Source organism: Enterobacter sp. PP-008-ECC_S150, from assembly GCF_045257065.1.
In the GTDB taxonomy this organism is placed as follows: domain Bacteria; phylum Pseudomonadota; class Gammaproteobacteria; order Enterobacterales; family Enterobacteriaceae; genus Enterobacter; species Enterobacter chengduensis.
This window is the reverse complement of sequence record NZ_JBJHHG010000001.1, coordinates 374,928-399,051: the sequence shown is the minus strand read 5'-3', so window position 1 is coordinate 399,051 and position 24,124 is coordinate 374,928. Positions and strand designations below refer to the sequence as shown.

Below are 24,124 nucleotides of genomic sequence, written 5' to 3'. Positions count from 1 at the left end.
AGATGATTGAAGCCACTGAAAGCAATTGTGTTCTGCTGGGATACGACAAGTTTGGTCATCCCCTCTACAAGGCCATTGCCACGCCGAAAGACAAGGAGCAATGGCTCAAACTTTATAAGATGCCGGACAGAGTCATCCCGGTTGTGTTTTTACCGGGGGTGATGGGGAGCAATTTGATGAACCCAGATGATGGTAAACCCGTCTGGACCGTCAACGGTAATGCAAGCATGTTACCTTGGATTGGAAGGGGGCCAGCGAAAAGAAAAAAATTACTGGATCCCACCAAAACCGTGGTTGATCCCAGCGGGAAAATCGAGACCGAAAGTCCGGAAGAGCGGCTGTTATTTTCATCGCGCAAAGAGAGAGGCTGGGGAGAAGTGGGGGCGATGAGCTATGGCACTTTTCTCCCCTGGCTCCAGGAAGCGCTGAACGATAACCAGACAATGTTAAAAAACAAGACCAGCAAAAATGGCAGCCTCACTATGCGTGAGAGGCTGATGGATAAACCATTGGGGGCCGAAATTGGCGAGAGTAACCTGACCTCTGACGAAGTGGCGCTGAGCTATCAGTACCTCTTTCCGGTCCATGCGGTGGGCTATAACTGGCTGCAGTCGAATGTGGATTCAGCTAAAATATTGGCCAAGCGTATTGAAAAGATTATTGGCGATTACAAAGCCAGCGGACGCAAATGCGAAAAGGTGATCCTGGTAACCCATTCAATGGGGGGGCTGGTTGCCCGTTACTATTCGGAATTGTTGGATGGAGATTTCGGACAGAAAAATATCCTGGGTATTGTACACGGGGTGATGCCGGACCGCGGTGCCCCGATGGCCTATAAGCGGATGAAAGCGGGTGAGGCAGTGCCGGTTGGTTTAGTGATTGGCAGCAGTGGCGCTGAAATGACCCCTGTACTGGCGCAATCGCCGGGTCCTCTACAGCTCCTGCCAGGCTATGGATATGGTATGGGATGGTTTCATATTGAGGGCCTTAAGCAGCCTTTGCCCCAGACAAATCCGTATACGGAAATCTACACTCGAAGGTCGGTGTGGTGGGGGTTATGCGAGGAACGCTTTATTAATCCAGAGAATAAAGATATGGATAAAATTCAATTGGAGAAGGACTGGCAATCATATGTGGATAATATTGATAATAAAGTTAGAAAGTTTATAGAAGGACTTAATGGGCGCTACCATGAACATACCTATGCCTTTTATGGAAATGATGGGAAGAATTACCCCACTTATGCAGAACTACACTGGAAGGACGTAAGTGTAAAACATACCCCGGAAGCCTACCGTTCGCTGGTCAGCGAACAGGGGGAAATATTCTACCCGGCGGACAAGTTTAACCAGACCATTCGCTATGCAACGCTGGAAACACCGGACCAGGGGTATGTTAGCCGTAAATATGAATTATTACCTCCTGTGGAAGACGGTGACGGCACTGTACCGGTCAGAGCGGCAGTGATTAATTCTCCGAAGTTAAAGGCCCAGCTCGGTGTGGGCGTTGACCACGAGGGAGCGTACAAACCTGACAACACCATGGATGCGCGCTGGTTTACTCTTCGCTCAATTATAAAAATGGCACAGCAGGTAAAAAATACAGGGCTTGCTTACCATGAATAAGATAAAACAAAAAGCAATGATCCTGGTCGCTTTCATCGTAGCGGGATATGGGTTGTATCAGTATTTTCGCCCTTACAATCCATCACCGCAGACACTGACGTTATCACAGCAGGTAACCATGAACAAGATAAACGCTGAAATGAAACCTTATTGCGTCGGGCGCTATGTACTCGACTTACCATCATCCTTTACGGCTTATAATGACGCTGCACCGCTGGATGACAATAGCTGGGCGGCGGTGATTTCAAGGCCTGAGGATATTTATAAAACCTACCTGGCGACAAAGAAAATGTACCATCCAGCTTTTGTGCAGTTAATCGCATTACGTGAAAAGGCGCTACAAAACAGTAAAACCATAGATGCCCAGGATATGCCGTTTTTAAAAAAAGTCTGGCCGTTACCCACTGGTATGGATGGTGTGATTTTTGAACGGAATGAAAACGAGAGTGTTGCGGACGCAATGCGCATACTGGAAGGCTATTTATATACTAATAGCGTAGTTATTAAATTTCAGAAGCAAACCATTAATGATTCGAGCTCTATATATAATGAGCAACGAAGAGGGCGCCCAGCCAGAAACTATGTCGCAAATGATATCAGCCAGATGCAGTCGCTGATGGCGAGAATTAGCGGCAGGGATAATGACGTTATTCCAACAAAACCAGGTTCCTGTATCACCCATGCGTTTATTGCCACCGACCCGACGGCAAGGGAACAGGAGGATATTAACATAGGGCTCATTAGTGCTACTTTCAACAATATACGCGTTGCGCTTTCCACTGATAATTTTACGCGTGAAGAAAACACGGTGCTGGACAGAATGGGAGAAATAACAAGCAATATTTCCCGTTCACGGGGAGGCATAGAAAGAAAAGGGGCCTTTAGTGTTAACGGACTGCAGGCCCAGGAGTTTCTGGCAACGGGCTTGCAGGAAGACAACGATGAATCACGATATAATTTTGAAATGTATATTAATGAAATGACGGCCAGTTATAAGACTCCGGGTTTTATACTCACTCTTGATAATCAACGCATGCCGCCAACCTCCTACAGCAAGGAGGAAATTATTGCCTTCTGGGACACGATCAGCCGTAGCGTACGCGTGCGTCCCGGCGCGTTTTGACCAGCCGGAAAGGATCACGGATAAATAACAGGGAGGCTATACAATGGATAAAATAAAACGGAAAGTCATTATTTTTGTTGTTTTGTTCGCACTGGGATTCGGGTTATATCAGTATTTTCGCCCTTACAATCCATCACCGCAGACACTGACGTCATTAAAGCAGGTAGCCATGAACAAGATAAACGCTGAAATGAAACCTTACTGCGTCGGGCGCTATGTACTCGACTTACCATCGTCCTTCACGGCTTATAATGACTCTGCGCCGCTGGATAAAAATATCTGGGCTGCGGTGATTTCAAGACCCGAGGATACGTATAAAACCTACCTGGCGACAAAGAAAATGTACCATCCGGGTTTTAAGCAGTTAATCGCATTACGCGAAAAGGCTCTGCGAGAAACTAAAACTATTGACACTCAGCATATGCCTTTTTTAAAAAAAGTCTGGTCGTTGCCGGACGGTATGGATGGTGTGATTTTTGAACGGAATGATAATGGGGGTACTGCAGATTTTATTCGAACACTGGAAGGCTATTTATATACTAATGGCGTAGTTATTAAATTTCAGAAGCAAACCATTAATGATTCGAGCTCTATATATAATGAGCAACGAAGAGGTCGCCCAGCCAGAAACTATGTCGCAAATGATATCAGCCAGATGCAGTCGCTGATGGCGAGAATTAGTGGCAGGGATAATGACGTCATTCCGACGAAACCAGGTTCCTGTATCACCCATGCATTTATTGCCACCGACCCGACGGCAAGGGAACAGGAGGATATTAACATAGGGCTCATTAGTGCTACTTTCATCAATATACGCGTTGCGCTTTCCACTGATAATTTTACGCGTGAAGAAAACACGGTGCTGGACAGAATGGGAGAAATAACAAGCAATATTTCCCGTTCACGGGGAGGCATAGAAAGAAAAGGGGCCTTTAGTGTTAACGGACTGCAGGCCCAGGAGTTTCTGGCAACGGGCTTGCAGGAAGACAACGATGAATCACGATATAATTTTGAAATGTATATTAATGAAATGACGGCCAGTTATAAGACTCCGGGTTTTATACTCACTCTTGATAATCAACGCATGCCGCCAACCTCCTACAGCAAGGAGGAAATTATTGCCTTCTGGGACACGATCAGCCGTAGCGTACGCGTGCGTCCCGGCGCGTTTTGAGTATATATTTTCACACGGCGAAAATTAAAATTTTATCGATAATAATTAAGTGGGGCGCTGTATTGGTCGCAAGCCATTATATTGTCGTAAATTAATTTTTAAAAAGAGGATGATATGCCTGGAATTGTTTGCCTGGGTGATGATACCACCCATGGTGGAAAGGTTATTACCGCGTCGTCGACAATGTTTATCAATGGTATTCAGGTTGCCTTGGTCGGTGATTTGGTTTCATGTCCAGAACACGGAGTTAATCCGATAAAAGAAGGTGATCCCGGAGCGTCAGAAAATGGGGTGAACGTTGTTGTTAATAACTGCGCCTGTGCCTGTGGATGCAGAGTCATTAGTTCTCACATCGAAAATACTATTGAGTCTTAATATTATGTGGCCTATCCCCAAAGTACCCGAAAAAAGTACAATTGCCAGCTTGTCATACAAGCGATGGGGGATTGTTCTTATTTCTATTTTAATGGTTTGTTCTGTTTTTGGTTTTTCTTTGTGGGGAACGGAGGCATATACTAAAATAGTGTTTTTCCTGCTGCTTCCGGCATTTTTCATATGGTTATGTATTTTTGGCGCAGCGCTAAACCATTATGAGCAGTCAAGGAGCGCTCTTTCTGCCTGGAAAGAGGAAACTGATAGAACTAAGGCTTTATGGCAGCACTGGAGCCGACAGCAGTTGTCAGTGGTTGGTAATGTTATCCTTACTCCTGAGGTAAACGGGGCCGCGAGTTTTCTTGGACCTCTGTCTGATATTCCAGCATATCCAGATAAAGTCAGGCCGTTGTCACATTCCTGGGGCTCCCTTCGTGTTTTGTCTGATATGATCGACAAACAGCTTGAGCAACAGTATCCTGGTTATCGGAAATTTTTGCATACTATTTATGTATTGCAACCCTCTGATTGGGACAAAAAGAACGTATGTCAGACTATTCTGTCTCAATGGGATCTGCTTCCTGAAGTAAATTGTTCCGTTGAGTGTATTGGAAAATTCCACGATAACATTAATTTTGATGGTTTGATATTAGTTCTTAGTTTCCAATGCTGGTTGGCAGGTGTATCGAAACAATCCAGCGAAATGGTCTCTGCCCAGCTTTTATCATCCTCAACTTTTTCCAGACAACATGCTGTACCGGTACTTGCCGGATTAGGCCGTGTTATGCCAGTGGATAATGAGAATATTGAAAAAGATTTAGATATGCTTTTTGAATACAATCGAATTGACAAGCGTGATTTACGCCATGTCTGGCTTTCTGGTATTCCTGCTGATATTAATTCAAAACTGATTCAGTATGCCGATCGATGTGAGTGGAAACTTCCAGAGAAACATCCTTTTAATTTTATTGATTTTTCTTTTGGTCCCCCTGGTGAAATGGTATTCCCTGTTTCACTCGCATTGTTGGTTGACGCGGCTCAAAAAACTGAAGCTAACCAATTATTAATTATTCAGGCATCACCTCAGTCCAGACTGCTTTGTTTGATTACTCGGAAACTTTACTTATGACCCAGGAAAAGGAATTACAGTCAGCACGTTATGGATTTTGGGGCTATCTTGTTTTAATTGTTGGCCTTGCGGGTATAACTGCGTTTTTACTATTTATTAATCAAGATGCCTTGCTTAAATATGGACTGACATATCACCAAATTTGGTCGGTGTGGGGTGGTGTATTTGGTTTTTTATTCTTAGGCACTATTTGCTCTCCTTTTTATTGGCGTTGGAAGCAAAGAAAAAAACAACTCATTTATTTACCACCGGAACCCTCAAGTGCTGAAACTAAAACAACTCCTGATGTGAGCACAACCATCAGAGATTATACAGATTTAAAACAGCATCTTAATCTTCGATATGGCGTCCTTTGGCGACGCAAAGTCCACCTGCTGCTCGTCACTGGCAATGAAGCCGCTATAGAGCAATTGGTACCTGGCCTGCAGGAAAGCCAGTGGCTTGAAGGCAACCGCACCGTGCTGATTTACGGCGGGAACCTGGCATTAGAGCCTGGCCGGGAGAAATTTAGCGCGCTGCGTAAACTGCGTCGCGGTCGTCCTCTGGACGGAATAATTCGCGTCGTACCGCAGTCGCTTAATCTCACCCCTCAGATTAGCGACAACGATTTACGTGGGCTGGAAAAAATTAGCGAATTGCTCCGTTATTCCGCGCCGGTCTGGCTGTGGCAGCTGTGTGACAGCAAATGGTCGCAGGCAAAACGTATTGAACAGGCGGTAGGAGCCAGTTTCCCGCTGCGTGCCAAAGCTGACGATATTACCCGTCAGCTTGAGCTGATGCTGCCTGCATTGCGGATACAGGGTGTAAGTCAGGTCGCTGAGAACAACGGCCACGATTTCCTTCTGCGTCTTGGCCAGGACCTCAAAGACGGCGGTATCGTCCGCTGGACTCAACAACTGGTGCCATGGTTGGCTGCCTCCCAGCAGCGTGTTCCGCTGCGTGGTCTGATGTTCAGCCTGCCGGACAGTTCCCCTGTTCATACTACTGAGGGTACAGCCGACCTTGAGAAATATATCCCCGAATCACAACGTCATGCCCTTGCCCTGCCCGTAACCTGGCAGGGCATTGTGGATGACTGCATCCGTGTGCGTGGTCGCCGTGTCGGTATGGCCTGGGAGCAGACCCTGGCCTGGACACTGATGACCATTATTGGTGTTTGGGGAGCGGGTACACTGCTGTCGTTCACGTTCAACCGCATGCAGATAGTCTCTGTTGCCGAGCAGGCGCATGCGCTGGTAGAGCATCCTTCCGTCTCGGATTACCAGCTCACGGCTCTGCATACCCTGCGTAACGACGCAGGCCGCCTTTTGCACAATGTTCAGGAGGGGAGTCCGTGGTATCAGCGCTTTGGCCTTGACCATAACCAGCAGCTGCTCGACGCGTTGCTACCCTGGTACGGCGTGGCGAACAACCGCCTGATCCGCGACCCGGCAAATACCGCCCTGGCGCAGAAGCTCACGGCGCTGGTAGGCTCAGCGCCCGGCAGCGACCAGCGGGCACAGCTGGCGAAGCCGGGCTATGACCAGCTGAAAGCCTGGCTGATGATGGCGCGTCCGGATAAAGCCGACGGCGCGTATTACGCCCAGACGATGAAAAGCGTGCAGCCGACGCGAATGGGCATTTCAACCGGCCTGTGGCAAAGCCTGTCGCCGGATTTGTGGGCGTTTTACATCACCGAACTGCCAAAGCAGCCGCAGTGGAAAATCACGCCGGATGCGCAGCTGGTCAGCCAGAGCCGCCAGGTGCTGCTTCAGCAGATTGGCCGCCGCAATGCAGAAAGTACGCTGTATGAGAACATGCTCAAATCCGTGCGTCGTAACTTTGCCGATATCTCTCTGGAAGACATGACCAGCGGTACCGATGCGCGGCGACTGTTTACCACCGAGGAGGTGGTGCCGGGCATGTTCTCTCGTCAGGCATGGGAAGGTGGCATTCAGCAGGCCATTGAGAAGGCGGCCAGTTCACGTCGGGATGAAATTGACTGGGTACTCAGTGATTCACACAGGGCAGTATCAGCCGACCTGTCGCCGGAAGCGCTCAAAGCCCGTCTGACAGAGCGGTACTTTACCGACTTTGCAGGCAGCTGGCTGAGTTTCCTCAACAGTCTGCGGCTGAACCCGGCAAACAATATTGCCGATGTAACCGACCAGTTGACCCTGATGAGTGATGTCCGCCAGTCTCCGATGATTGCCCTGATGAATACCCTCGCCTGGCAGGGACAGACCGGCCAGCAGAGCGAAGGCCTGTCGGATTCCATCCTCAAATCGGCTAAAGACCTGGTAGGCGGAAAAGATAAACCTGCGATTGATCAGTCTGCGTCTGGCCCGCAGGGGCCGCTGGATGAAACCTTTGGCCCGCTGCTTCAGCTTCTGGGTAAAAACAAAGGCAGCAACGTGATGTCGGCTGACAACTCGCTGAGCCTGCAGACCTATTTGACGCGCATCACCCGCGTACGCCTGCGTCTGCAGCAGGTTGCAAGCGCCTCGGATCCGCAGGAGATGATGCAAACCCTGGCGCAGACCGTGTTCCAGGGCAAAAGCGTTGACCTGACTGACACTCAGCAATACGGCAGCCTGATTTCGGCAAGCCTTGGTGAAGAGTGGAGCGGATTTGGCAGCACGATGTTTGTACAGCCGCTGACTCAGGCCTGGGAGACAGTGCTTCAGCCGTCTGCCGCAAGCCTGAATGATAAATGGAGCCGTTCAGTCGTGGCGAACTGGCACACGGCATTTGACGGACGCTTCCCGTTTGCGGCGAGTAAAAGTGATGCTTCCTTGCCGATGCTGGCCGAGTTTATACGTAAGGACAGCGGGCGTATTGAACGCTTTCTGAACACGGAACTTAGCGGTGTGTTGCACAAAGAAGGCAGCCAGTGGGTGCCGGATAAGGTTAACAGTCAGGGATTAAACTTTAACCCGGCGTTCCTGCGGGCCATTAACCAGCTGACTCAGCTGTCGGACATTCTGTTTACCGATGGCAGTCAGGGCATCAGCTTCGAGCTGCAGGCGCGTCCTGTGCCGCAGGTGGTGGAGACACAGCTAACCATTGATGGACAAAAGCTGCACTACTTCAACCAGATGGCCGACTGGCAGTCCTTCCGCTGGCCGGGCGAGACCTACAAGCCGGGAACCATGGTGACCTGGACCACGGTTAACGCGGGGGCGCGCCTGTTCGGGGACTACAGCGGAACATGGGGCTTTATTCGCTGGCTGGATCAGGGGCAGCGCCAGCAGCTCGACCGCAGTCAGTGGATGATGAATTTCACCGCCCCGGATGGTCGCACCCTGCAATGGGTGCTGCGCTCACAACTTGGAAAAGGCCCGCTGGCGCTTTTGGAGCTGCGTGGTTTCACGCTGCCGGATCGCATATTCAGTGTTGACAGCGCGGCCACGGCTCAGGCGCTGATGGCTAACACCGCAGACAATGACATGGACGAAAGCCAATAATGGACACTCTGCAGAATCTGATTGCCGCCTGCCAGGCGGACGAAACCCAGCTGCGAAAGCAGGCTCAGGCACGCACGGAAAGCTGGCATCCCTGGCTTGCTCCATTAAATGAGACCAGCCCAACAGGAGAAGATCCCGGGTATGACGATGATTTCCAGCGTATAAGAGAGGAAGTGAATAAACTCTCCGGCATCGATACCGAACTGATTTGTACGCTTGCTGAAAAACTGCTGACGACGACCGCCAAAGATATCCGCATTGCCACCTATTACTGCTGGGCGCGATTGCATCAGGACGGAGAAACAGGCTTTGCCGAAGGGCTCGAGCTGGTGGCGGGATTGCTGCAGCGCTTCGGAACGCAACTTCATCCGCAGCGGGAGCGAAGCCGCAGGCCCGCGCTTGAGTGGCTTGCCGGTTCCCGTCTGCTTGACAGCCTGTCGCTTTGGCCAGAAGTGGCCCGCGACGCTGCCCTCCGCACGGCTGGCGCGCTGCTGCTCATTCATGACGCTCTGCAAACGGAGCCGGAAGCGTCACGACCCGAGCTGAATGCCCTGTACAGCGCGCTGGAATCCCGCCTGATAAAGGCGGGAGGCGTGGATGCCGTGGTGCCTCAGAATGCCGGTAATAATGCCCTGCGCCAGGCTTCGCACACGACGGAGTTTGACACTCCAACCATGAGCCGCATCACCTCCGGTCAGGATTTGCTGGCGCAGGCTCGCACTTTGGCCGGGTATCTGCGTGAGCAACCCGATGGCTGGCTTGCCGCTCACCGGCTGATGAAGAGCCTCAGGCATGACACGCTGAGCGCTATTCCGGCACCGGATGCCGCAGGGAAAACGCGTATCGAACCGCCGCGCGCTGACCAACGGGCGATGCTGAAACGCCTGTACCTCCAGCAGAGCTGGCTGGAGATACTTGAGCATGCCGACAGCACTTTCTCGCGTGGCGCCAATCACCTCTGGCTGGATCTGCAGTGGTATATCCATCAGGCGCTGGTGAAGCTGGGGCAGGATGTGCTGGCCGATATCATTACCGCCGACCTGAAAGGGCTGCTGAGCCGTCTTACAGGGCTTGAAACGCTGGCCTTTAATGACGGAACGCCGTTTGCGGATGAAGTGACGCTGAACTGGATAAACCAGAGCGTGCTGGACGATATGTCCGGCTGGCGCGATGAGCCGGCCAGCGCCGCCAGCGGGGAAATTAACGATATCCTCGCCCTCGAGCCGGAAGCGCTTGAGAAAGCGGACGCTGACGGTCTGGACGCTACGCTCCACTGGCTGCAGACCCGCCCGGGCACCGACTCCGCAAAAGACAAATGGCTGCTGCGCCTGCTGATGGCACGCATTGCCGAGCAGAAGGGCAAGAATGAACTGGCCCTGCATCTGCTGGGCGAGCTCGACAGTGCCGCACAGTCAATCACCCTCACGCAGTGGACACCGGCACTGCTGTTTGAGGTGAAATCACGTCGCCTCAGACTGCTGCGCATGAAAGCCACCCGCAGTGAAACCGATAAATCGCGGCTTCAGCCCGAGATGGATTTGCTTTTGTCCGGTCTGATTGCGCTCGATCCGGCAAGCAGCGCGGTGCTTTGTGGGTAACACGCTGGCTCACCTTTAAAACAAAATTATTCAGGTTTTTATGGACGATTTAACCCTGCGTTATTATGACGCCGAAATGCGCTACCTGCTGGAAGCCGGCGAAGAGTTTGCCCGCGCTCATCCCGAGCAGGCAGCAATGCTCAATCTCGATAAAGCGGGCGCGCGGGATCCGTACGTAGAGCGCCTGTTTGAAGGCTTTGCCTTCATGATGGGACGGCTGCGGGAAAAGCTTGATGACGATCTGCCTGAACTGACCGAAGGGCTGGTCAGCCTGCTATGGCCGCATTATCTGCGTACTATTCCGTCGATGTCAGTGGTGGAATTCACAGCTGACTGGCGCGAAATGAAAGAGCCGATGCGTATTGTCAAAGGCTTCGAGGTCAATTCGCGGCCCATCGGTGAGAAGGGTACGCGCTGCCGCTACACGACCACCAAAGAGATTACCCTTCAGCCGTTGTCGCTAGAGCACGCCCGCCTGTCGACCGATCCTGACGGGCGTTCGGTTATCAGCCTGCGCTTTAGCTGCAGCCCTCTTGCCGACTGGAGCCGTGTCGATCTTAGCCAGATCCCACTCTATTTCAACGCCGACGCCCCCCTTGCCTGCGCCATGCATGAAGCATTTACCATGAATGTTGCTCGCCTCTGGCTGCGGATGCCGGGCGATATGGACAGGAGACCGCTCGACGGGTATTTCACCGCGCTGGGATTTGGCGATGACGACGACCTGTGGCCGAAGGGCAGCAGCAGCTTTAGCGGCTATCAGCTGCTGCTGGAGTACTTCACGTTCCGCGAGAAGTTCATGTTCACCGGCCTGCGTGGTCTGGAAGGCGTGGTTTTTCCGGCTGAACTCCCCTGGTTTGAAATCGACGTGGTGCTGGCTGAACGCTGGGAGCATGACTTCAGCTTTACCGAAAAGCATCTTTGCCTGAATTGCGTGCCGGTGATTAACCTGTTTCCGCTGGAATCTGACCCGCTGACGCTCGACTCATTGCAGACCGAATACCTGCTGCGGCCGATGCGCGTGCAGGACGGTCATACTGAGATTTACGCAGTCGATTCAGTGATGTCCTCAAGCCAGCATACTTACGTGCCGTTTTCGAGCTTCCGCCACAAAGGCGGGATGATGCGCCATGAAGCGCCGGAATATTACTACCATACCCGCGTGCGCCGCGGCCCGTCGGGTCTGCACAATACCTGGCTTATTCTTGGCGGCGAAGCGTTTGATAACCACACGGTACCGGCAGACGAGAGCCTGTCCCTGACGCTCACCGGCACCAACGGTCAGCTGCCGCGCCGCGCGCTGCAAAGCACCGTGCTCGATACGGTGATGAAAACCACATCGACCAGCATCGCCGTGCGAAACCTGTGCGCGCCAACGCTGCCCTGTTATCCCCCGGCACAGGACCGTTTTCACTGGCGCGTGCTGAGCCACCTTGGCAGCGGGTTCCTGTCTATGATGGACAACGCCGACGTGCTGCGCGGCACCCTGGCACTTTACGAATGGACCGACAGCGAGATGAATCGCCGTCGCCTGGAGGCGATCGTGGAGGTGAAGCACAGCGAGATCGAGCGCTTCGAACAGGGTTATCTTGTTCGCGGCGTGCAGATTGAAGTCACGCTCGATAGTCACGGCTTTGCCGGGCGCGGCGACATCTGTCTGTTTGGCGAGATGCTGAGCCGTTTCTTTGCGCTCTACACCGATATCTATTTGTTTAACCGCCTGATTATTATTCTGCAACCGACCGGAGAACGCCTGGAATGGGAAGAGAAGCACAACCGGCGCATTCCCGGCTGACCCCGCGGCTGGAAGCCGAACTTCATCGCATCAACTTTTACCGTTTATGCCAGCTGCTGGAGAAGCGTAATCCGCACAAGCCGCTGATGGGGTCGACCAGCCATCCGGCAGACGATCCGGTACGCTTTGCACCGCATCCGGGGATGGGGTTCCCGGCCAGCGAACTGAAAGCGGTTGAATACGACGAGGATGAGAACGGCAAGCCGCCGGTTATTCGCACCACGTTTATGGGTATGTACGGCGTCGATTCGCCGTTACCAACGGCGTATCTGGATGACATTACGCAGCGACGGGAAGGGCATGAGGCGCTGCAGGGTTTTCTGGATATCTTCAGCCACCGCATCCTGACGCAGTTTTACCGCATCTGGCGTAAATACTCCTATCCCGCCACGTTTGAAGCGGGCGGCACCGACAGCATTTCACAGTCGCTGCTGGGCCTGGTGGGGCTCGGGATACCGGGTACGGCAAATCATATTGCCACGCCAGTATCCCGCTTTCTGGCGCTGCTGGGTGTTTTGCAGCAGCCGGGTAAAACCCAGGAAGGGATGCAGGCACTGGTGAGCCTGCTTGCCCCGGATACCCGCGTAAAGGTTAGCCCGTACTGCCTTCGACCGGTGGAGATCCGTCAGCCACTGGGTTTTTACGGTGATGACGATTTCTTGCTTGATGGCAATACGCCTCTGGGGGATGAAGCAATGGATGCCGGCAGCCAGCTGCTGGTCGCCCTCACGACGGATAACGAACAGGAAGCGCAGGGCTGGAAACCGGATGGTCTGCTGTATCAGGATTTTTTAGTGATGCTGCGGGTATATCTGGGATGGCGGTTTAAGGCCAGAATCACCCTGACTACCTCCGTTCGGCTGCTGACCGTTCCTCCATTGGGCGAAAATCCTTTCTGGCTGGGAATGAACGGCGTGCTGGGAGCAGAAGGTGACAGCCTTCCTGATGACGTCCCTGAGACATTTACCACAGAGCTGGGTGACTACCGTGGGCTGGAGCCCGCCAAACCACAACAAGGAAACCGACGTGTTACGTACAAGTTTAACTAAGACCACGCGCTGGCTGTTGCCTCTGATGGCACTGACTCTGACGGGCTGCGGAGTGACGCAAAGCGTCACCGATGGCACCCGGTCAGCGTTTAATGCCCTGTTTTATAAAAAAATTAAAGTACTGCATCTGGACTTCACCGCACGTGAGTCGCTGAACACCGATTCCCGGGAAAATCATTCGCTTTCTGAACCTGTAGTGATCCGGGTTTACCAGCTCAAAGACCGCAAAACCTTTGATAAGACGGTCTATCAGCAACTGCTTCAGGATGATGCCACCCTCCTGAAAGACGACCTGCTGGCGAGCCGTGATGTCGTGGTGAAGCCGGGCGGTGATGCAAATCTTGATATGCCCCTGGAGGAAGCGGCGCAGTTTGTTGCCGTGGTGGGGCTGTTTCGCCATCCGGATATGACCAACAATACCTGGAAGCAGGTAATCAACCGCAGCGAACTGGATCCGGATAAACCCCGCATTCTGGAGGCTGGCGATAACCACCTGACGCTGCAACCGCTTAAGGATGACTAATGCCACAGGGACATAACACGCCGTCGCTGTATGAAATTCTCACCGGCAATTTTACCGGAGGCCTTAATCTCAACCAGGTCAGCGAGGAGAACCAGGTCATTCTCTCGGTACTGGATAACATGCAGCGCGTTCTCAACTGTCGCGCCGGCACGCTGGCGCATCTGCCCGACTACGGACTGCCCGATATGACCAAAATCCTCCAGGGGATGCCGGGAACGGCCCATGAGCTGATGGGCACCCTGTCTGCCGTCCTGCTCAAATATGAGCCCCGCCTGAAAAGCATAGATGTGATTCTGCTGGAGCAGAACGTCCCCGGCGAGCTGCGCTATGCCATTGATGCCGAGCTCAAAGGGATCGGCCTCGTCCGCTACGGCACCGAGTTTATACCTGAGGGGAGGGTTCTCCTGCGGCATCTTAAGCAACAGCAGTATCTTGATACGACAACCCGTCTGTAAGGCCAGAGAACAGCATGTCAGCAAAATCACAGTTCCTCAAAAAACTCGAGGCCAGGCAGCCGGTTCCGGTTTCGTTTACCCGTAAAACTCAGGCCGATATCGCAGAATTCCGCCAGCGAATGGCGCAGCTTCAGGAGCAAATGGACGCATGGCTGACAGGTACCGGACTGAATATGGAGCCGTTTTCCGTCTCCGTCACGGACCTGCTGGTGGAGGGCGGGGCTTTTGACATTCCCGGTGTCGCCCTGCATTACGACGACCTGTCCATCACGTTTACGCCAGCATTTTTGTACGGGCAGGGCGTAACCGGATGTGTGGAAGCGATCTTCCATAATGAAGGGACCATGACGTCACTGGGGCGTTTATTTATGCGGTCAGGGACGACGAGCGGCTGGACCTTTACGCCGCCGGGGGCATTGCCCCGCTCCGGGCAGGCGTTTGATGAGAGCACGTTTTTCAGTCTGATCCTGGCGCTTCTTCCCTAGCTGCGGGTATTGCAGTCTCCGCTCTCTCTGAATATGCACCAAGCTAAGCCGCATAACCGACAATCTTAATCCGTTCTTTATACGCCAAATGGACAGCTGGCCATGAATAACATCACCCCGCGAAAAATCAAAACCGGCGGCGACCCGCGCACGCTGCCGGACTATGCCGCTCTGCGCGATGAACTGAGTAAGCTGACACACCCGGCTCGCCCTGATGTGAACTGGCAGTACGTCGAAAAACGCTGTCTCTCACTGTTTGAGCAGAACGGCGTGGAGCTACAGACGCTCTCCTGGTATACGCTGGCTCGAACGCAGCTGGCCGGGCTGCCCGGGCTCAATGAAGGGCTGGCGATACTGGAGGCGCTGATAGGCCATCAGTGGGGGACGCTGTGGCCGCAGCCGGTTCATGCCCGCATGGAAATCCTCAGCAGTCTGAGCCAGCGTCTGCAGCAACGGATGCGCTCGCTTCCGCTCCAGTACAGCGATCTTAGCCAGCTCTACCTGGCTGAGCAGCGCCTCACCGCGCTGGGGGAGGTGCTGCAGCGCCTTGAGTTAAAGCATCTGAGCCAGCTCGATACGTTGCGTACCCAGGTGCACAACAGCGCAGTCCGGCTGGAAAACAGCGATGGAGCAACAGCCCCAGCCAGCAGTCCGGTAGAGGAAAATATCGCCCTCAACGAAGCCGTAAAGTGGGTGTACGTCGCGCAGCCGGAACCCCGGGCGAATGTTGGGGTTCAGACGGCAATACCCGTTCAGGTCAATAGATGGACATTCTTCGTCGCCGGGATGTGTACCATGCTGGTGCTAAGCGCATCTGCACTGTGGGGCTGGCAGTATTTTCACCGTCCTGACCCGCTGCAGGCTCAGCTTGTAGCGTCCCTGTCACCCCTGCCAGCACCGCTGTCACCTGAACAGCTTAAAACGTTGCGGCAGCGCTCACCGCTACCGCAAACGGCGCTCGCGCAAACGCAGCAGCAGCTTGCCCTGTTGGACAAGCTGCCTCCTGACTGGAGCATTACCTACAGCCGAAAACTCACCGAGCAGGCGGAGATGCTGTGGCCGGAGCAGGCTAAGCCACTTGTAAAGCATTGGCAGCAACAGCGGAATGCCGCGGCACTACCCGCGGAACAACTGAACGGCTGGCATCAGGGAATGGCAACGCTGGAGACGCTGAGTAACCGCCTGAACGGCCTGGATGAACAGAAGGGGAAATACATGACCGTCAGCGAACTGAAGTCAGTCGTTTTTGCTGCCATGCAGTCATTCAACAAATCAGTACCGGCTGAAGAACAGCTTCGACGGCTGTCGCAGTCTCCCGCAGGAGATGCGCTTCCTGAAGCTAACAAGACTCAACTTGAACTGCATTTCAAACAGCTGGTAACGCGCTACGCCCAAATAAAACAGGAGGCTTCTGCTCAATGAGTTGTAGAGGCGAATTGGGGTAAAAAGAGAGGGAGGTCAAAGTGTCCCCTGCAGGAATCGAACCTGCAACTAGCCCTTAGGAGGGGCTCGTTATATCCATTTAACTAAGGGGACGAGGCGGCACGAGTATAGCGTTATTTGCACTTTGCGTTAAGCGCATCGCCGCCTGACTGCTCAAAGAGTCACCGTTCAGCCCGTTTTTTTGCTGATTTATCCTCATTTTGCTGCGCCTTAAGCTCAGCTTTGCGCTTGTTCGACATGTCGTTACGGATTTGGGCATGGCTTAACAGCGCGAAGATAAACGTCCCGCCGCAGATGTTTCCCGCCAGCGTCGGAAGGGCGAACGGCCAGAAAAAATCGCTCCAGTGAAGCGTACCGTTGAAGACCAGATAGAGGATTTCAACGGTACCGACCACAATATGGGTGGTGTCCGCCAGGGCAATCAGCCAGGTCATCAATATGATCACCACAATTTTGGCGCTCCCCGCCGAGGGAAACATCCAGACCATCGTGGCAATAATCCAGCCGGAGATGATGGCATTCGAGAACATCTCGACCGGCGTGTTTTTCATCACATCCATGCCAATTTTCACAAAGGCATCCCGGGTGGGTTCATCAAAGATCGGCATATATTCAAACGCCCATGCCGCGATGCCGGTGCCGATAATATTCCCCAGCAGGACTACGCTCCATAGCCGCATCAATAAGCCGAAATTGCCGAGGGTAGGGTTTTGCATCACCGGCAGGACGGCGGTCACCGTATTTTCGGTAAACAGCTGCTGGCGGGCCATGATGACAATAATAAAGCCGAAGGTATAGCCGAGGTTCTCCAGTAAAAATCCTCCGGGAACGCCTTCAAGCTGGACATGAAATATCCCTTTTGCCAGCAGAGATGCGCCCATTGATAGCCCCGCTGCGATGGCAGACCAGAAGAGGGCCATGGCATCGCGCTCCATCTCTTTTTCGCCATCCTGGCGTATATGCTCGTGGATGGCCATCGCGCGGGAGGGGAGGCGATCTTCATCAATTTCTATCTTCTCGCCGCGCGCTTTCTCCTCGCTTTCAATTTCAAGTTCCTCATTGCTCTCGCCAATTTTTTCTTCGCCTACGTCTTTCATATCTGCTCCCGGAGGTTGATCTTTCTGTTAAGCGTAGCGGCTTTTATCAGGATGCCTGTGGGGATGCTCTTAAATTGGCGGCAATGACAACAAAGGCGATACATCTCTTTCAAAGTCATTATAAAATTGGCAGCGAAACGAATTCCAAAAGCCAGGCTATGCTGAGATCAGAGTCACGGTGGTTACTGCCCGTAATTGTGCTCATAGACATCGGTAAACGTGCTGTTACAATCGCCTGCACGTTTACAGACGGAGCGCCAACGGCTCCGTTACGGATGGCAATCAACGATAGCCATACTGAACAGGGAGATATTTATGAAACTTCGGCTGTCGGCGCTTGCGCTTGGCGCAACGATGCTTGTGGGCTGCGCCAGCTCCGGTGAGCAAACGGGACGCTCCGATCCTTTCGAAGGATTTAACCGCTCCATGTATAACTTCAACTTCAACGTGCTGGACCCGTATGTGGTTCGTCCGGTGGCAGTTGCATGGCGCGATTATGTTCCACAACCCGCGCGTAACGGGTTAAGTAACTTTACCAGCAACCTCGAAGAGCCTGCGGTAATGGTGAACTACTTCCTGCAGGGTAACCCGTACCAGGGGATGGTGCACTTTACCCGCTTCTTCCTGAACTCCATTCTGGGGATGGGCGGCTTTATTGACGTCGCAGGCATGGCGAACCCGAAACTGCAGCGTGAACAGCCGCACCGGTTCGGCAGCACGATGGGGCATTACGGCGTTGGGTATGGTCCCTACATGCAGCTTCCGTTCTACGGCAGTTTCACCCTCCGTGATGACGGTGGCGATATGGTGGATACGCTGTATCCGGTTCTGTCGTGGCTGACCTGGCCGCTGTCGGTGGGTAAATGGACGGTGGAAGGGATTGAAACCCGCGCACAGCTGCTCGACTCTGATGGCCTGCTGCGCCAGTCTTCTGACCCGTACATTATGGTGCGTGAAGCGTACTTCCAGAATCATGACTTTATTGCCAACGGCGGTAAGCTGAAGCCGGAAGAGAATCCAAACGCGAAGGCGATCGAAAACGATCTCAAAGATATCGATTCACAGTAAATAAAAAAGGTGAGCAATGCTCACCTTTTTTGATTCAGGCGCGATTAGAACGCGTAGTTGAAGTTCATGCCGTACAGCCAGGCTTTACCTTCGGAAGAGAACTCATACGGGCCTTCCTTGAAGTTAACTTTTTGACCGTGCATATAAGAGATGCCCGCATCAACAGAGGCGTCTTTGTTGAATGCATAAGTTGCACCCGCGCTCAGCCAGAAGCGGTCCTGATCCGGAATCGAGATAGAGCGCTTGTCTGCGGGTACCGGGCTATCATCGAAGGCAATACCGGTACGGAACGTCCAGTTGTCATCCATATAGTAGGTGGTCCCCAGCGCGATGCGGTAAGCATCACGGAAGCTCTCATCTTTATAGAAGAGCGTGTCGCCGTTGCTGTTGGTCGCCTTAAGTTCCTGGAACTGGCTCCAGCTGGTGTAGGTCAGGCTATAGTGGATAGCCCACTGCGGCGCCACTTTGTTATAACCAGACAGTTCCCACATTTCTGGTAAGTGCAGGCTCAGAGAACCACCGGTGGTGCTGCCGTTGGTACCCATCGGCAGACCGAAGTTGCCGAGGATCTGGTTATAGGCAGAAGGCAGGCTGCTCTTGTAATCACCATCAAAGTCGATTTTTACTTCGGAACGGTAGGTAAAGCCGTAACGGTTGTTTTTATCGAGTTCATAAAGGATACCGGCGTTCCAGCCAAAGCCCCACTCATCGCCCTTCAGATAAGCGATCTGAGTGTCTGCCGGGATACCCGCAACTTGACGCGCCAGAGCTGGCGGCAGCGCACCTGAGCCAGCAACAACTTTGCCCAGATCGCCCGCGTAGCGTTCGATCTTCGCTTTTGCATACACAGCGTCAAAGCCAACGCCGAAGCTCCAGTGATTATCCAGACGGTAAGCACCGCTCAGGTTCAGGTTCAGGGTTTCAAGGTCGGTTTTGCCGCCAAACGCCCCAGCTGCATAGTCGTTATTGAACTCGGTTGCTAAACCGTAGTTAGAGGTCACGGATGCACCCCAGCCGAACTGTTCGTTGATCGGCGCCACGAAGTGCAGGTTTGGAACCCATGCCGTTGGGGCAATGTTATCCGATTTCAGATCGGCACCTGTCGGAGAACGGCCCGAGATATCAACGCCTGGATCGACAAAAATAGCACCGGCAGAGAAAGTCGGACGATCGAACATCATGATTAATGCTGGGTTACGACTCGCGTTGCCCGCATCATCCGCAATAGCGCCTTCCCCGGAATACGCACGGCCAAGGCCAGAGGAAGAAAATTCGTTTAACTGAAAGCCCGCTGACCAGGCGGAAGTGGAGACGAGTGCCACTGCGACTGCCAGCGCAGTCTTGTTGAACAGGGTTTTCTGGCTCATGACCATAACCTCATTGAGTTATTTTTATTCAATAATTGTTACATACCGTAACAGGAGCGCGAAGTGTAGGGTCTGAGGTATGACAGACAAATCAGACCAGTGGCCAGAGTATAGGTCTGACCAGCCTGAATGTTGCAAGTTTGTTTATTAATATTTTCAAACATGTTTCTTGAAACGAGATCTGGTTGGCAAAATTGTGACCAGCACGATTCATCCAAAAGGGTGGTTTTTGTTTTAGATCATTTTTTAGTGTGATATTGGTCACTTATCCGATTTTGCGCCATTAACGGCTGGAGAGAGCCTGCCCCGGGGCGTAAAATAGCAGCATCGTGTTTATCTCGCGCGTCGCGCGAATACAGAGGAAATTGAGCTATGAGTAAATGCAGTGCTGATGAAACCCCGGTTTGCTGCTGTATGGATGTTGGCACCATCATGGACAACACCGATTGCACCGCCTCTTACAGCCGTGTATTCAGCAACCGTGCCGAAGCGGAAGAGACCCTGACCGCGCTGAGCAAGCGTGCGCGTGATGTTGAATCCGATCCGTGCGAAATCAAGTCTACCTTTACCGAAGTGGAAGGCGGCGTGAAGCTGGACATCGATTTTGTCTTCGCCTGCGAAGCCGAAACGCTGATTTTCCAGCTGGGTCTGCGTTAATCCTTTTTGCCCGGCGGCTACGATCGTGTAGGCCGGGTAAGGCAACGCCGCCACCCGGCACAAATGCCTCTGCCTTGCAGGGGCATTTTCTTTTTCTTCTCTGTGTTTTAGCTCGCACTTTTTCGTTTCCCTGATTGGCTGAATGTAAAAAAATGGTTAAGACTATTATCAGGTCAGACCACTTTATGTTTGCATAAATTTTTTACAGGGGAGTGTTATGAGTCAGGCATTACCGCTTATTACCCGTCAGGGCGACCGCATTGCCATCGTCAGTGGATTGCGCACGCCCTTTGCGCGTCAGGCAACGGCGTTTCATGGCATACCGGCCGTCGACCTGGGGAAAATGGTAGTGGGGGAGATGCTGGCTCGCAGCGAAATTCCGCCGGAGGTCATCGAACAGCTGGTGTTCGGCCAGGTCGTACAGATGCCCGAAGCCCCCAATATTGCGCGAGAAATCGTCCTCGGAACCGGGATGAACGTGCATACCGACGCCTACAGCGTCAGCCGCGCCTGCGCAACCAGTTTCCAGGCCGTGGCTAACGTCGCCGAAAGCCTGATGGCGGGCACGATTCGCGCCGGGATTGCGGGTGGGGCAGACTCCTCTTCGGTGCTGCCGATTGGAGTGAGTAAAAAGCTGGCGCGCCTCCTGGTGGATGCCAACAAAGCACGTACGACGGGTCAGAAACTTAAACTCTTCTCGCGGTTACGCCTGCGCGACCTCATGCCCGTACCGCCTGCCGTCGCGGAATATTCCACCGGCCTGCGCATGGGCGATACCGCCGAACAGATGGCGAAAACCTACGGCATCACGCGTGAACAGCAGGACGCCCTGGCGCATCGTTCACATCAGCTGGCGGCAAAAGCCTGGTCGGAAGGCAAGCTGACCGACGAGGTCATGACCGCCTACATTCCGCCCTATCGCGAACCGCTCGCGGAGGACAACAATATTCGCGGCACCTCAACCCTGGCGGATTACGCCAAACTGCGCCCGGCGTTTGACCGCAAGCACGGTACGGTGACGGCGGCGAACAGTACGCCGCTGACGGACGGGGCCGCCGCCGTGATCCTGATGACCGAATCCCGCGCGAAGGAGCTGGGCATCACTCCCCTGGGCTATTTACGCAGCTATGCCTTCACCGCGATTGACGTCTGGCAGGACATGCTGTTAGGGCCAGCCTGGTCCACGCCGCTGGCGCTGGAGCGCGCGGGGCTGACGCTGGCCGATTTAACCCTGATTGATATGCACGAAGCGTTTGCCGCGCAGACCCTGGCAAACGTCCAGCTGCTTGCAAGCGAGCGTTTCGCGCGCGATGTGCTGGGCCGCGCCCATGCCACGGGCGAAGTGGATCAGAGTAAATTTAACGTGCTGGGCGGGTCTATCGCCTACGGACATCCGTTTGCCGCCACGGGCGCGCGCATGATCACGCAAACATTACATGAACTCCGTCGCCGCGGCGGCGGGTTTGGCCTTGTTACCGCCTGTGCGGCGGGTGGCCTCGGCGCAGCAATGGTTCTGGAGGCTGAATAATGGATATGCCCTCTGCATTTAATCTGACGGTTCGCCTCGACAACGTGGCTGTTATCACGATTGATGTGCCTGATGAAAAGATGAATACCCTGAAGGCCGAGTTTGGCGTTCAGGTGCGCGCGATGCTAAAGCAGATCCGCGATAACAAAGACATTCGTGGTCTGGTGTTTATTTCCGCCAAGCCGGACAACTTTATCGCCGGGGCCGATATCAATATGATCGCCCGGGCGCAAAGCGCGCTCGAGGCTGAAGAGCTGGCGCGTCAGGGACAGCAGGTGATGGCGGAGATCAACGGCCTGCCGATCCCGGTCATCGCGGCGATCCACGGTGCCTGCCTGGGCGGCGGGCTTGAGCTGGCGCTGGCCTGCCACAGTCGAATTTGTACTGACGATGCGAAAACCATTCTCGGCCTGCCGGAGGTGCAGCTGGGCCTGCTGCCAGGCTCCGGCGGAACGCAGCGGCTGCCGCGCCTGGTGGGCGTCAGCACCGCGCTGGAGATGATCTTAACCGGTAAACAGCTGCGCGCCCGTCAGGCGCTGAAAGCCGGTCTGGTCGATGACGTCGTGCCGCAGTCCATTTTGCTGGAAGCCGCCGTTGAGCTTGCGCTGAAAGGGCGTCAGGCGAAACGTCCTCTGCCGGTTCGCGAGCGCGTGCTGGCCGGCCCGCTGGGGAGAGCGTTCCTGTTCAACATGGTGGGCAAAAAGACCGAACAAAAAACCAAAGGCAACTACCCGGCGGCAAAGCGCATCCTGGAGGTCATTGAGACCGGGTTGGCCCAGGGAAGCAGCAGCGGCTATGCCGCGGAGGCCAAAGCCTTTGGCGAACTGGCGATGACGCCGCAGTCCCGGGCGCTGCGCAGCATCTTCTTCGCCAGCACGGACGTGAAAAAAGATCCTGGCAGCGAGGCAGAACCCGCACCGCTGCGCGCCATTGGCGTACTCGGTGGGGGGCTCATGGGCGGCGGTATCGCGTTTGTTACCGCCAGCAAAGGCAAACTGCCTGTACGCATCAAAGACATTAATCCTAAGGGAATCAATCACGCGCTGCAGTACAGCTGGCAGAACCTTGATCAAAAGGTTAAGCGCCGCCATATCAAGGCAAGCGAGCGTGATAAAACCCTGGCGATGATCTCCGGTACGACGGATTACAGCGGTTTTGCGCACCGCGACCTGGTGATTGAAGCCGTATTTGAAGATCTGGCGCTTAAGCAGCAGATGGTGGCAGACGTTGAGCAACATTGCGCCCCGCACACCATTTTTGCCTCCAATACCTCGTCATTACCGATTGGCGATATCGCGGCAAACGCCGCGCGTCCGGAGCAGGTGATTGGACTGCACTTCTTTAGCCCGGTCGAAAAAATGCCGCTGGTGGAGGTTATTCCCCACGCGACCACCAGCCCGCAAACCATCGCCACGGTGGTCAAGCTTGCGAAGAAGCAGGGCAAAACGCCGATCGTGGTCGCAGATAAAGCCGGCTTCTACGTTAACCGCATTCTGGCTCCCTATATTAATGAAGCCATGCGGCTGCTGACGGAAGGCGAGAAGATTGAGCACGTCGACGAGGCGCTGGTGAAGTTTGGTTTCCCCGTTGGCCCAATCCAACTTTTGGATGAGGTGGGAATAGACACCGGCACTAAAATTATACCTGTACTGGAGGCGGCTTATGGCGATCGTTTTAGCCCGCCTGCAAACATTGTTTCTGCAATTTTGAAGGACGATCGCAAAGGCAGAAAAAATGAACGCGGTTTCTATCTTTACGGCGCGAAAGGGCGTAAAAGCAAGAAACAGGTCGACCCTTCGGTTTATGGGCTTATTTCGACCAGCGGTCAGGGAAAACTGTCCGCCGTTCAGTGTGCTGAGCGCTGCGTGATGATGATGCTCAATGAAGCGGCGCGCTGCTTTGGTGAAAAGGTCATCGGGAGCGCGCGCGACGGCGACATCGGCGCGGTATTTGGCATTGGTTTTCCGCCGTTCCTTGGCGGCCCGTTCCGGTACATGGATACCCTCGGCGCGGGTGAAGTGGTTGCGATCCTGCAGCGTCTGGCGTCGCAATATGGTCCACGTTTTACACCGTGTGATGAATTATTGCAGATGGCGGAACGGGGCCAGACATTTTGGCCCGCAAGGGAAACTGTCCTCGTAAGCTGAGGTCAAAGAAGGGTAAATCCTGACGTGAATGGACCTGTTCTGG

At 53.8% G+C, this 24,124-nt stretch carries 19 protein-coding genes and 1 tRNA gene; 17 read left to right on the top strand and 3 right to left on the bottom strand.

Annotated features, from left to right (window positions below):
* Window positions 1–2 precede the first annotated feature (2 nt).
* The 13 genes from ACJBF3_RS01770 (at window position 3) to ACJBF3_RS01710 (ending at window position 16,196) form a co-directional block, all read left to right on the top strand.
* A complete protein-coding gene (locus ACJBF3_RS01770) occupies window positions 3–1,625 on the top strand; it encodes a lipase family alpha/beta hydrolase (RefSeq protein ID WP_406544644.1) in 1,623 nt (540 codons plus the stop codon).
* A complete protein-coding gene (locus ACJBF3_RS01765) occupies window positions 1,618–2,748 on the top strand; it encodes a T6SS immunity protein Tli4 family protein (RefSeq protein ID WP_045330906.1) in 1,131 nt (376 codons plus the stop codon). Before ACJBF3_RS01770 ends, ACJBF3_RS01765 begins: the two co-directional genes overlap by 8 nt.
* 43 nt (window positions 2,749–2,791) lie before the next feature.
* Window positions 2,792–3,922, top strand: coding sequence for a T6SS immunity protein Tli4 family protein (locus ACJBF3_RS01760; RefSeq protein ID WP_406544642.1), 1,131 nt, complete (start codon window positions 2,792–2,794; stop codon window positions 3,920–3,922).
* Window positions 3,923–4,036: 114 nt separating this feature from the next.
* Window positions 4,037–4,297 (top strand): PAAR domain-containing protein, encoded by a 261-nt coding sequence (locus tag ACJBF3_RS01755; protein ID WP_072049990.1) that lies wholly within the window; start codon window positions 4,037–4,039, stop codon window positions 4,295–4,297.
* The gene (locus tag ACJBF3_RS01750; protein ID WP_227658494.1) at window positions 4,287–5,423 is read left to right on the top strand and encodes a hypothetical protein; all 1,137 of its coding nucleotides are present in this window, start codon (window positions 4,287–4,289) and stop codon (window positions 5,421–5,423) included. The genes ACJBF3_RS01755 and ACJBF3_RS01750 overlap by 11 nt, the downstream gene beginning before the upstream one ends.
* The gene (locus tag ACJBF3_RS01745) at window positions 5,420–8,869 is read left to right on the top strand and encodes an ImcF-related family protein (protein ID WP_045330907.1); all 3,450 of its coding nucleotides are present in this window, start codon (window positions 5,420–5,422) and stop codon (window positions 8,867–8,869) included. Before ACJBF3_RS01750 ends, ACJBF3_RS01745 begins: the two co-directional genes overlap by 4 nt.
* A complete protein-coding gene (gene tssA / locus ACJBF3_RS01740; protein ID WP_045330910.1) occupies window positions 8,869–10,467 on the top strand; it encodes a type VI secretion system protein TssA in 1,599 nt (532 codons plus the stop codon). Before ACJBF3_RS01745 ends, tssA begins: the two co-directional genes overlap by 1 nt.
* A gap of 40 nt (window positions 10,468–10,507) precedes the next feature.
* Entirely contained in the window at window positions 10,508–12,262 is a 1,755-nt protein-coding gene (gene tssF, locus ACJBF3_RS01735) for a type VI secretion system baseplate subunit TssF (protein ID WP_045330911.1), read from the top strand.
* Complete coding sequence (gene tssG, locus ACJBF3_RS01730) at window positions 12,226–13,311, top strand: type VI secretion system baseplate subunit TssG (RefSeq protein ID WP_045330913.1); 1,086 nt, start codon at window positions 12,226–12,228, stop codon at window positions 13,309–13,311. Before tssF ends, tssG begins: the two co-directional genes overlap by 37 nt.
* Window positions 13,289–13,834: a type VI secretion system lipoprotein TssJ gene (tssJ, locus tag ACJBF3_RS01725; RefSeq protein WP_045330915.1), complete on the top strand. Its 546-nt coding sequence runs from the start codon at window positions 13,289–13,291 to the stop codon at window positions 13,832–13,834. The genes tssG and tssJ overlap by 23 nt, the downstream gene beginning before the upstream one ends.
* Complete coding sequence (tssE, locus tag ACJBF3_RS01720; RefSeq protein ID WP_045330917.1) at window positions 13,834–14,289, top strand: type VI secretion system baseplate subunit TssE; 456 nt, start codon at window positions 13,834–13,836, stop codon at window positions 14,287–14,289. Before tssJ ends, tssE begins: the two co-directional genes overlap by 1 nt.
* 14 nt (window positions 14,290–14,303) lie before the next feature.
* Window positions 14,304–14,774, top strand: a complete 471-nt coding sequence (locus ACJBF3_RS01715; RefSeq protein ID WP_045330919.1) for a hypothetical protein — start codon at window positions 14,304–14,306, stop codon at window positions 14,772–14,774.
* Between the two features lie 102 nt (window positions 14,775–14,876).
* Window positions 14,877–16,196: a VasL domain-containing protein gene (locus ACJBF3_RS01710; protein ID WP_045330921.1), complete on the top strand. Its 1,320-nt coding sequence runs from the start codon at window positions 14,877–14,879 to the stop codon at window positions 16,194–16,196.
* 42 nt (window positions 16,197–16,238) lie between these two features.
* Here the strand turns inward: ACJBF3_RS01710 and ACJBF3_RS01705 are convergent.
* Window positions 16,239–16,310 (bottom strand) — tRNA-Arg (locus tag ACJBF3_RS01705).
* A gap of 68 nt (window positions 16,311–16,378) precedes the next feature.
* Window positions 16,379–17,314 (bottom strand): formate/nitrite transporter family protein, encoded by a 936-nt coding sequence (locus ACJBF3_RS01700; RefSeq protein ID WP_045330947.1) that lies wholly within the window; start codon window positions 17,312–17,314, stop codon window positions 16,379–16,381.
* Between the two features lie 315 nt (window positions 17,315–17,629).
* Here ACJBF3_RS01700 and mlaA point away from each other — a divergent pair, with 315 nt between their 5' ends.
* On the top strand, window positions 17,630–18,382 hold the full coding sequence (gene mlaA / locus ACJBF3_RS01695) for a phospholipid-binding lipoprotein MlaA (protein ID WP_045330950.1): 753 nt from the start codon (window positions 17,630–17,632) through the stop codon (window positions 18,380–18,382).
* Between the two features lie 44 nt (window positions 18,383–18,426).
* Here mlaA and fadL read toward each other — a convergent pair whose 3' ends face one another.
* Complete coding sequence (gene fadL / locus ACJBF3_RS01690) at window positions 18,427–19,749, bottom strand: long-chain fatty acid transporter FadL (RefSeq protein ID WP_045330953.1); 1,323 nt, start codon at window positions 19,747–19,749, stop codon at window positions 18,427–18,429.
* A gap of 372 nt (window positions 19,750–20,121) precedes the next feature.
* On the opposite strand from fadL, the gene ACJBF3_RS01685 reads away from it, so the two are divergent.
* The 3 genes from ACJBF3_RS01685 to fadJ all read left to right on the top strand — a co-directional run bounded on the left by ACJBF3_RS01685 (window position 20,122) and on the right by fadJ (window position 24,081).
* The gene (locus ACJBF3_RS01685) at window positions 20,122–20,406 is read left to right on the top strand and encodes a YfcZ/YiiS family protein (RefSeq protein WP_045330955.1); all 285 of its coding nucleotides are present in this window, start codon (window positions 20,122–20,124) and stop codon (window positions 20,404–20,406) included.
* Window positions 20,407–20,623: 217 nt separating this feature from the next.
* On the top strand, window positions 20,624–21,934 hold the full coding sequence (gene fadI, locus ACJBF3_RS01680) for an acetyl-CoA C-acyltransferase FadI (RefSeq protein WP_045330956.1): 1,311 nt from the start codon (window positions 20,624–20,626) through the stop codon (window positions 21,932–21,934).
* Entirely contained in the window at window positions 21,934–24,081 is a 2,148-nt protein-coding gene (gene fadJ / locus ACJBF3_RS01675) for a fatty acid oxidation complex subunit alpha FadJ (protein WP_045330959.1), read from the top strand. The genes fadI and fadJ overlap by 1 nt, the downstream gene beginning before the upstream one ends.
* Window positions 24,082–24,124: the final 43 nt, after the last annotated feature.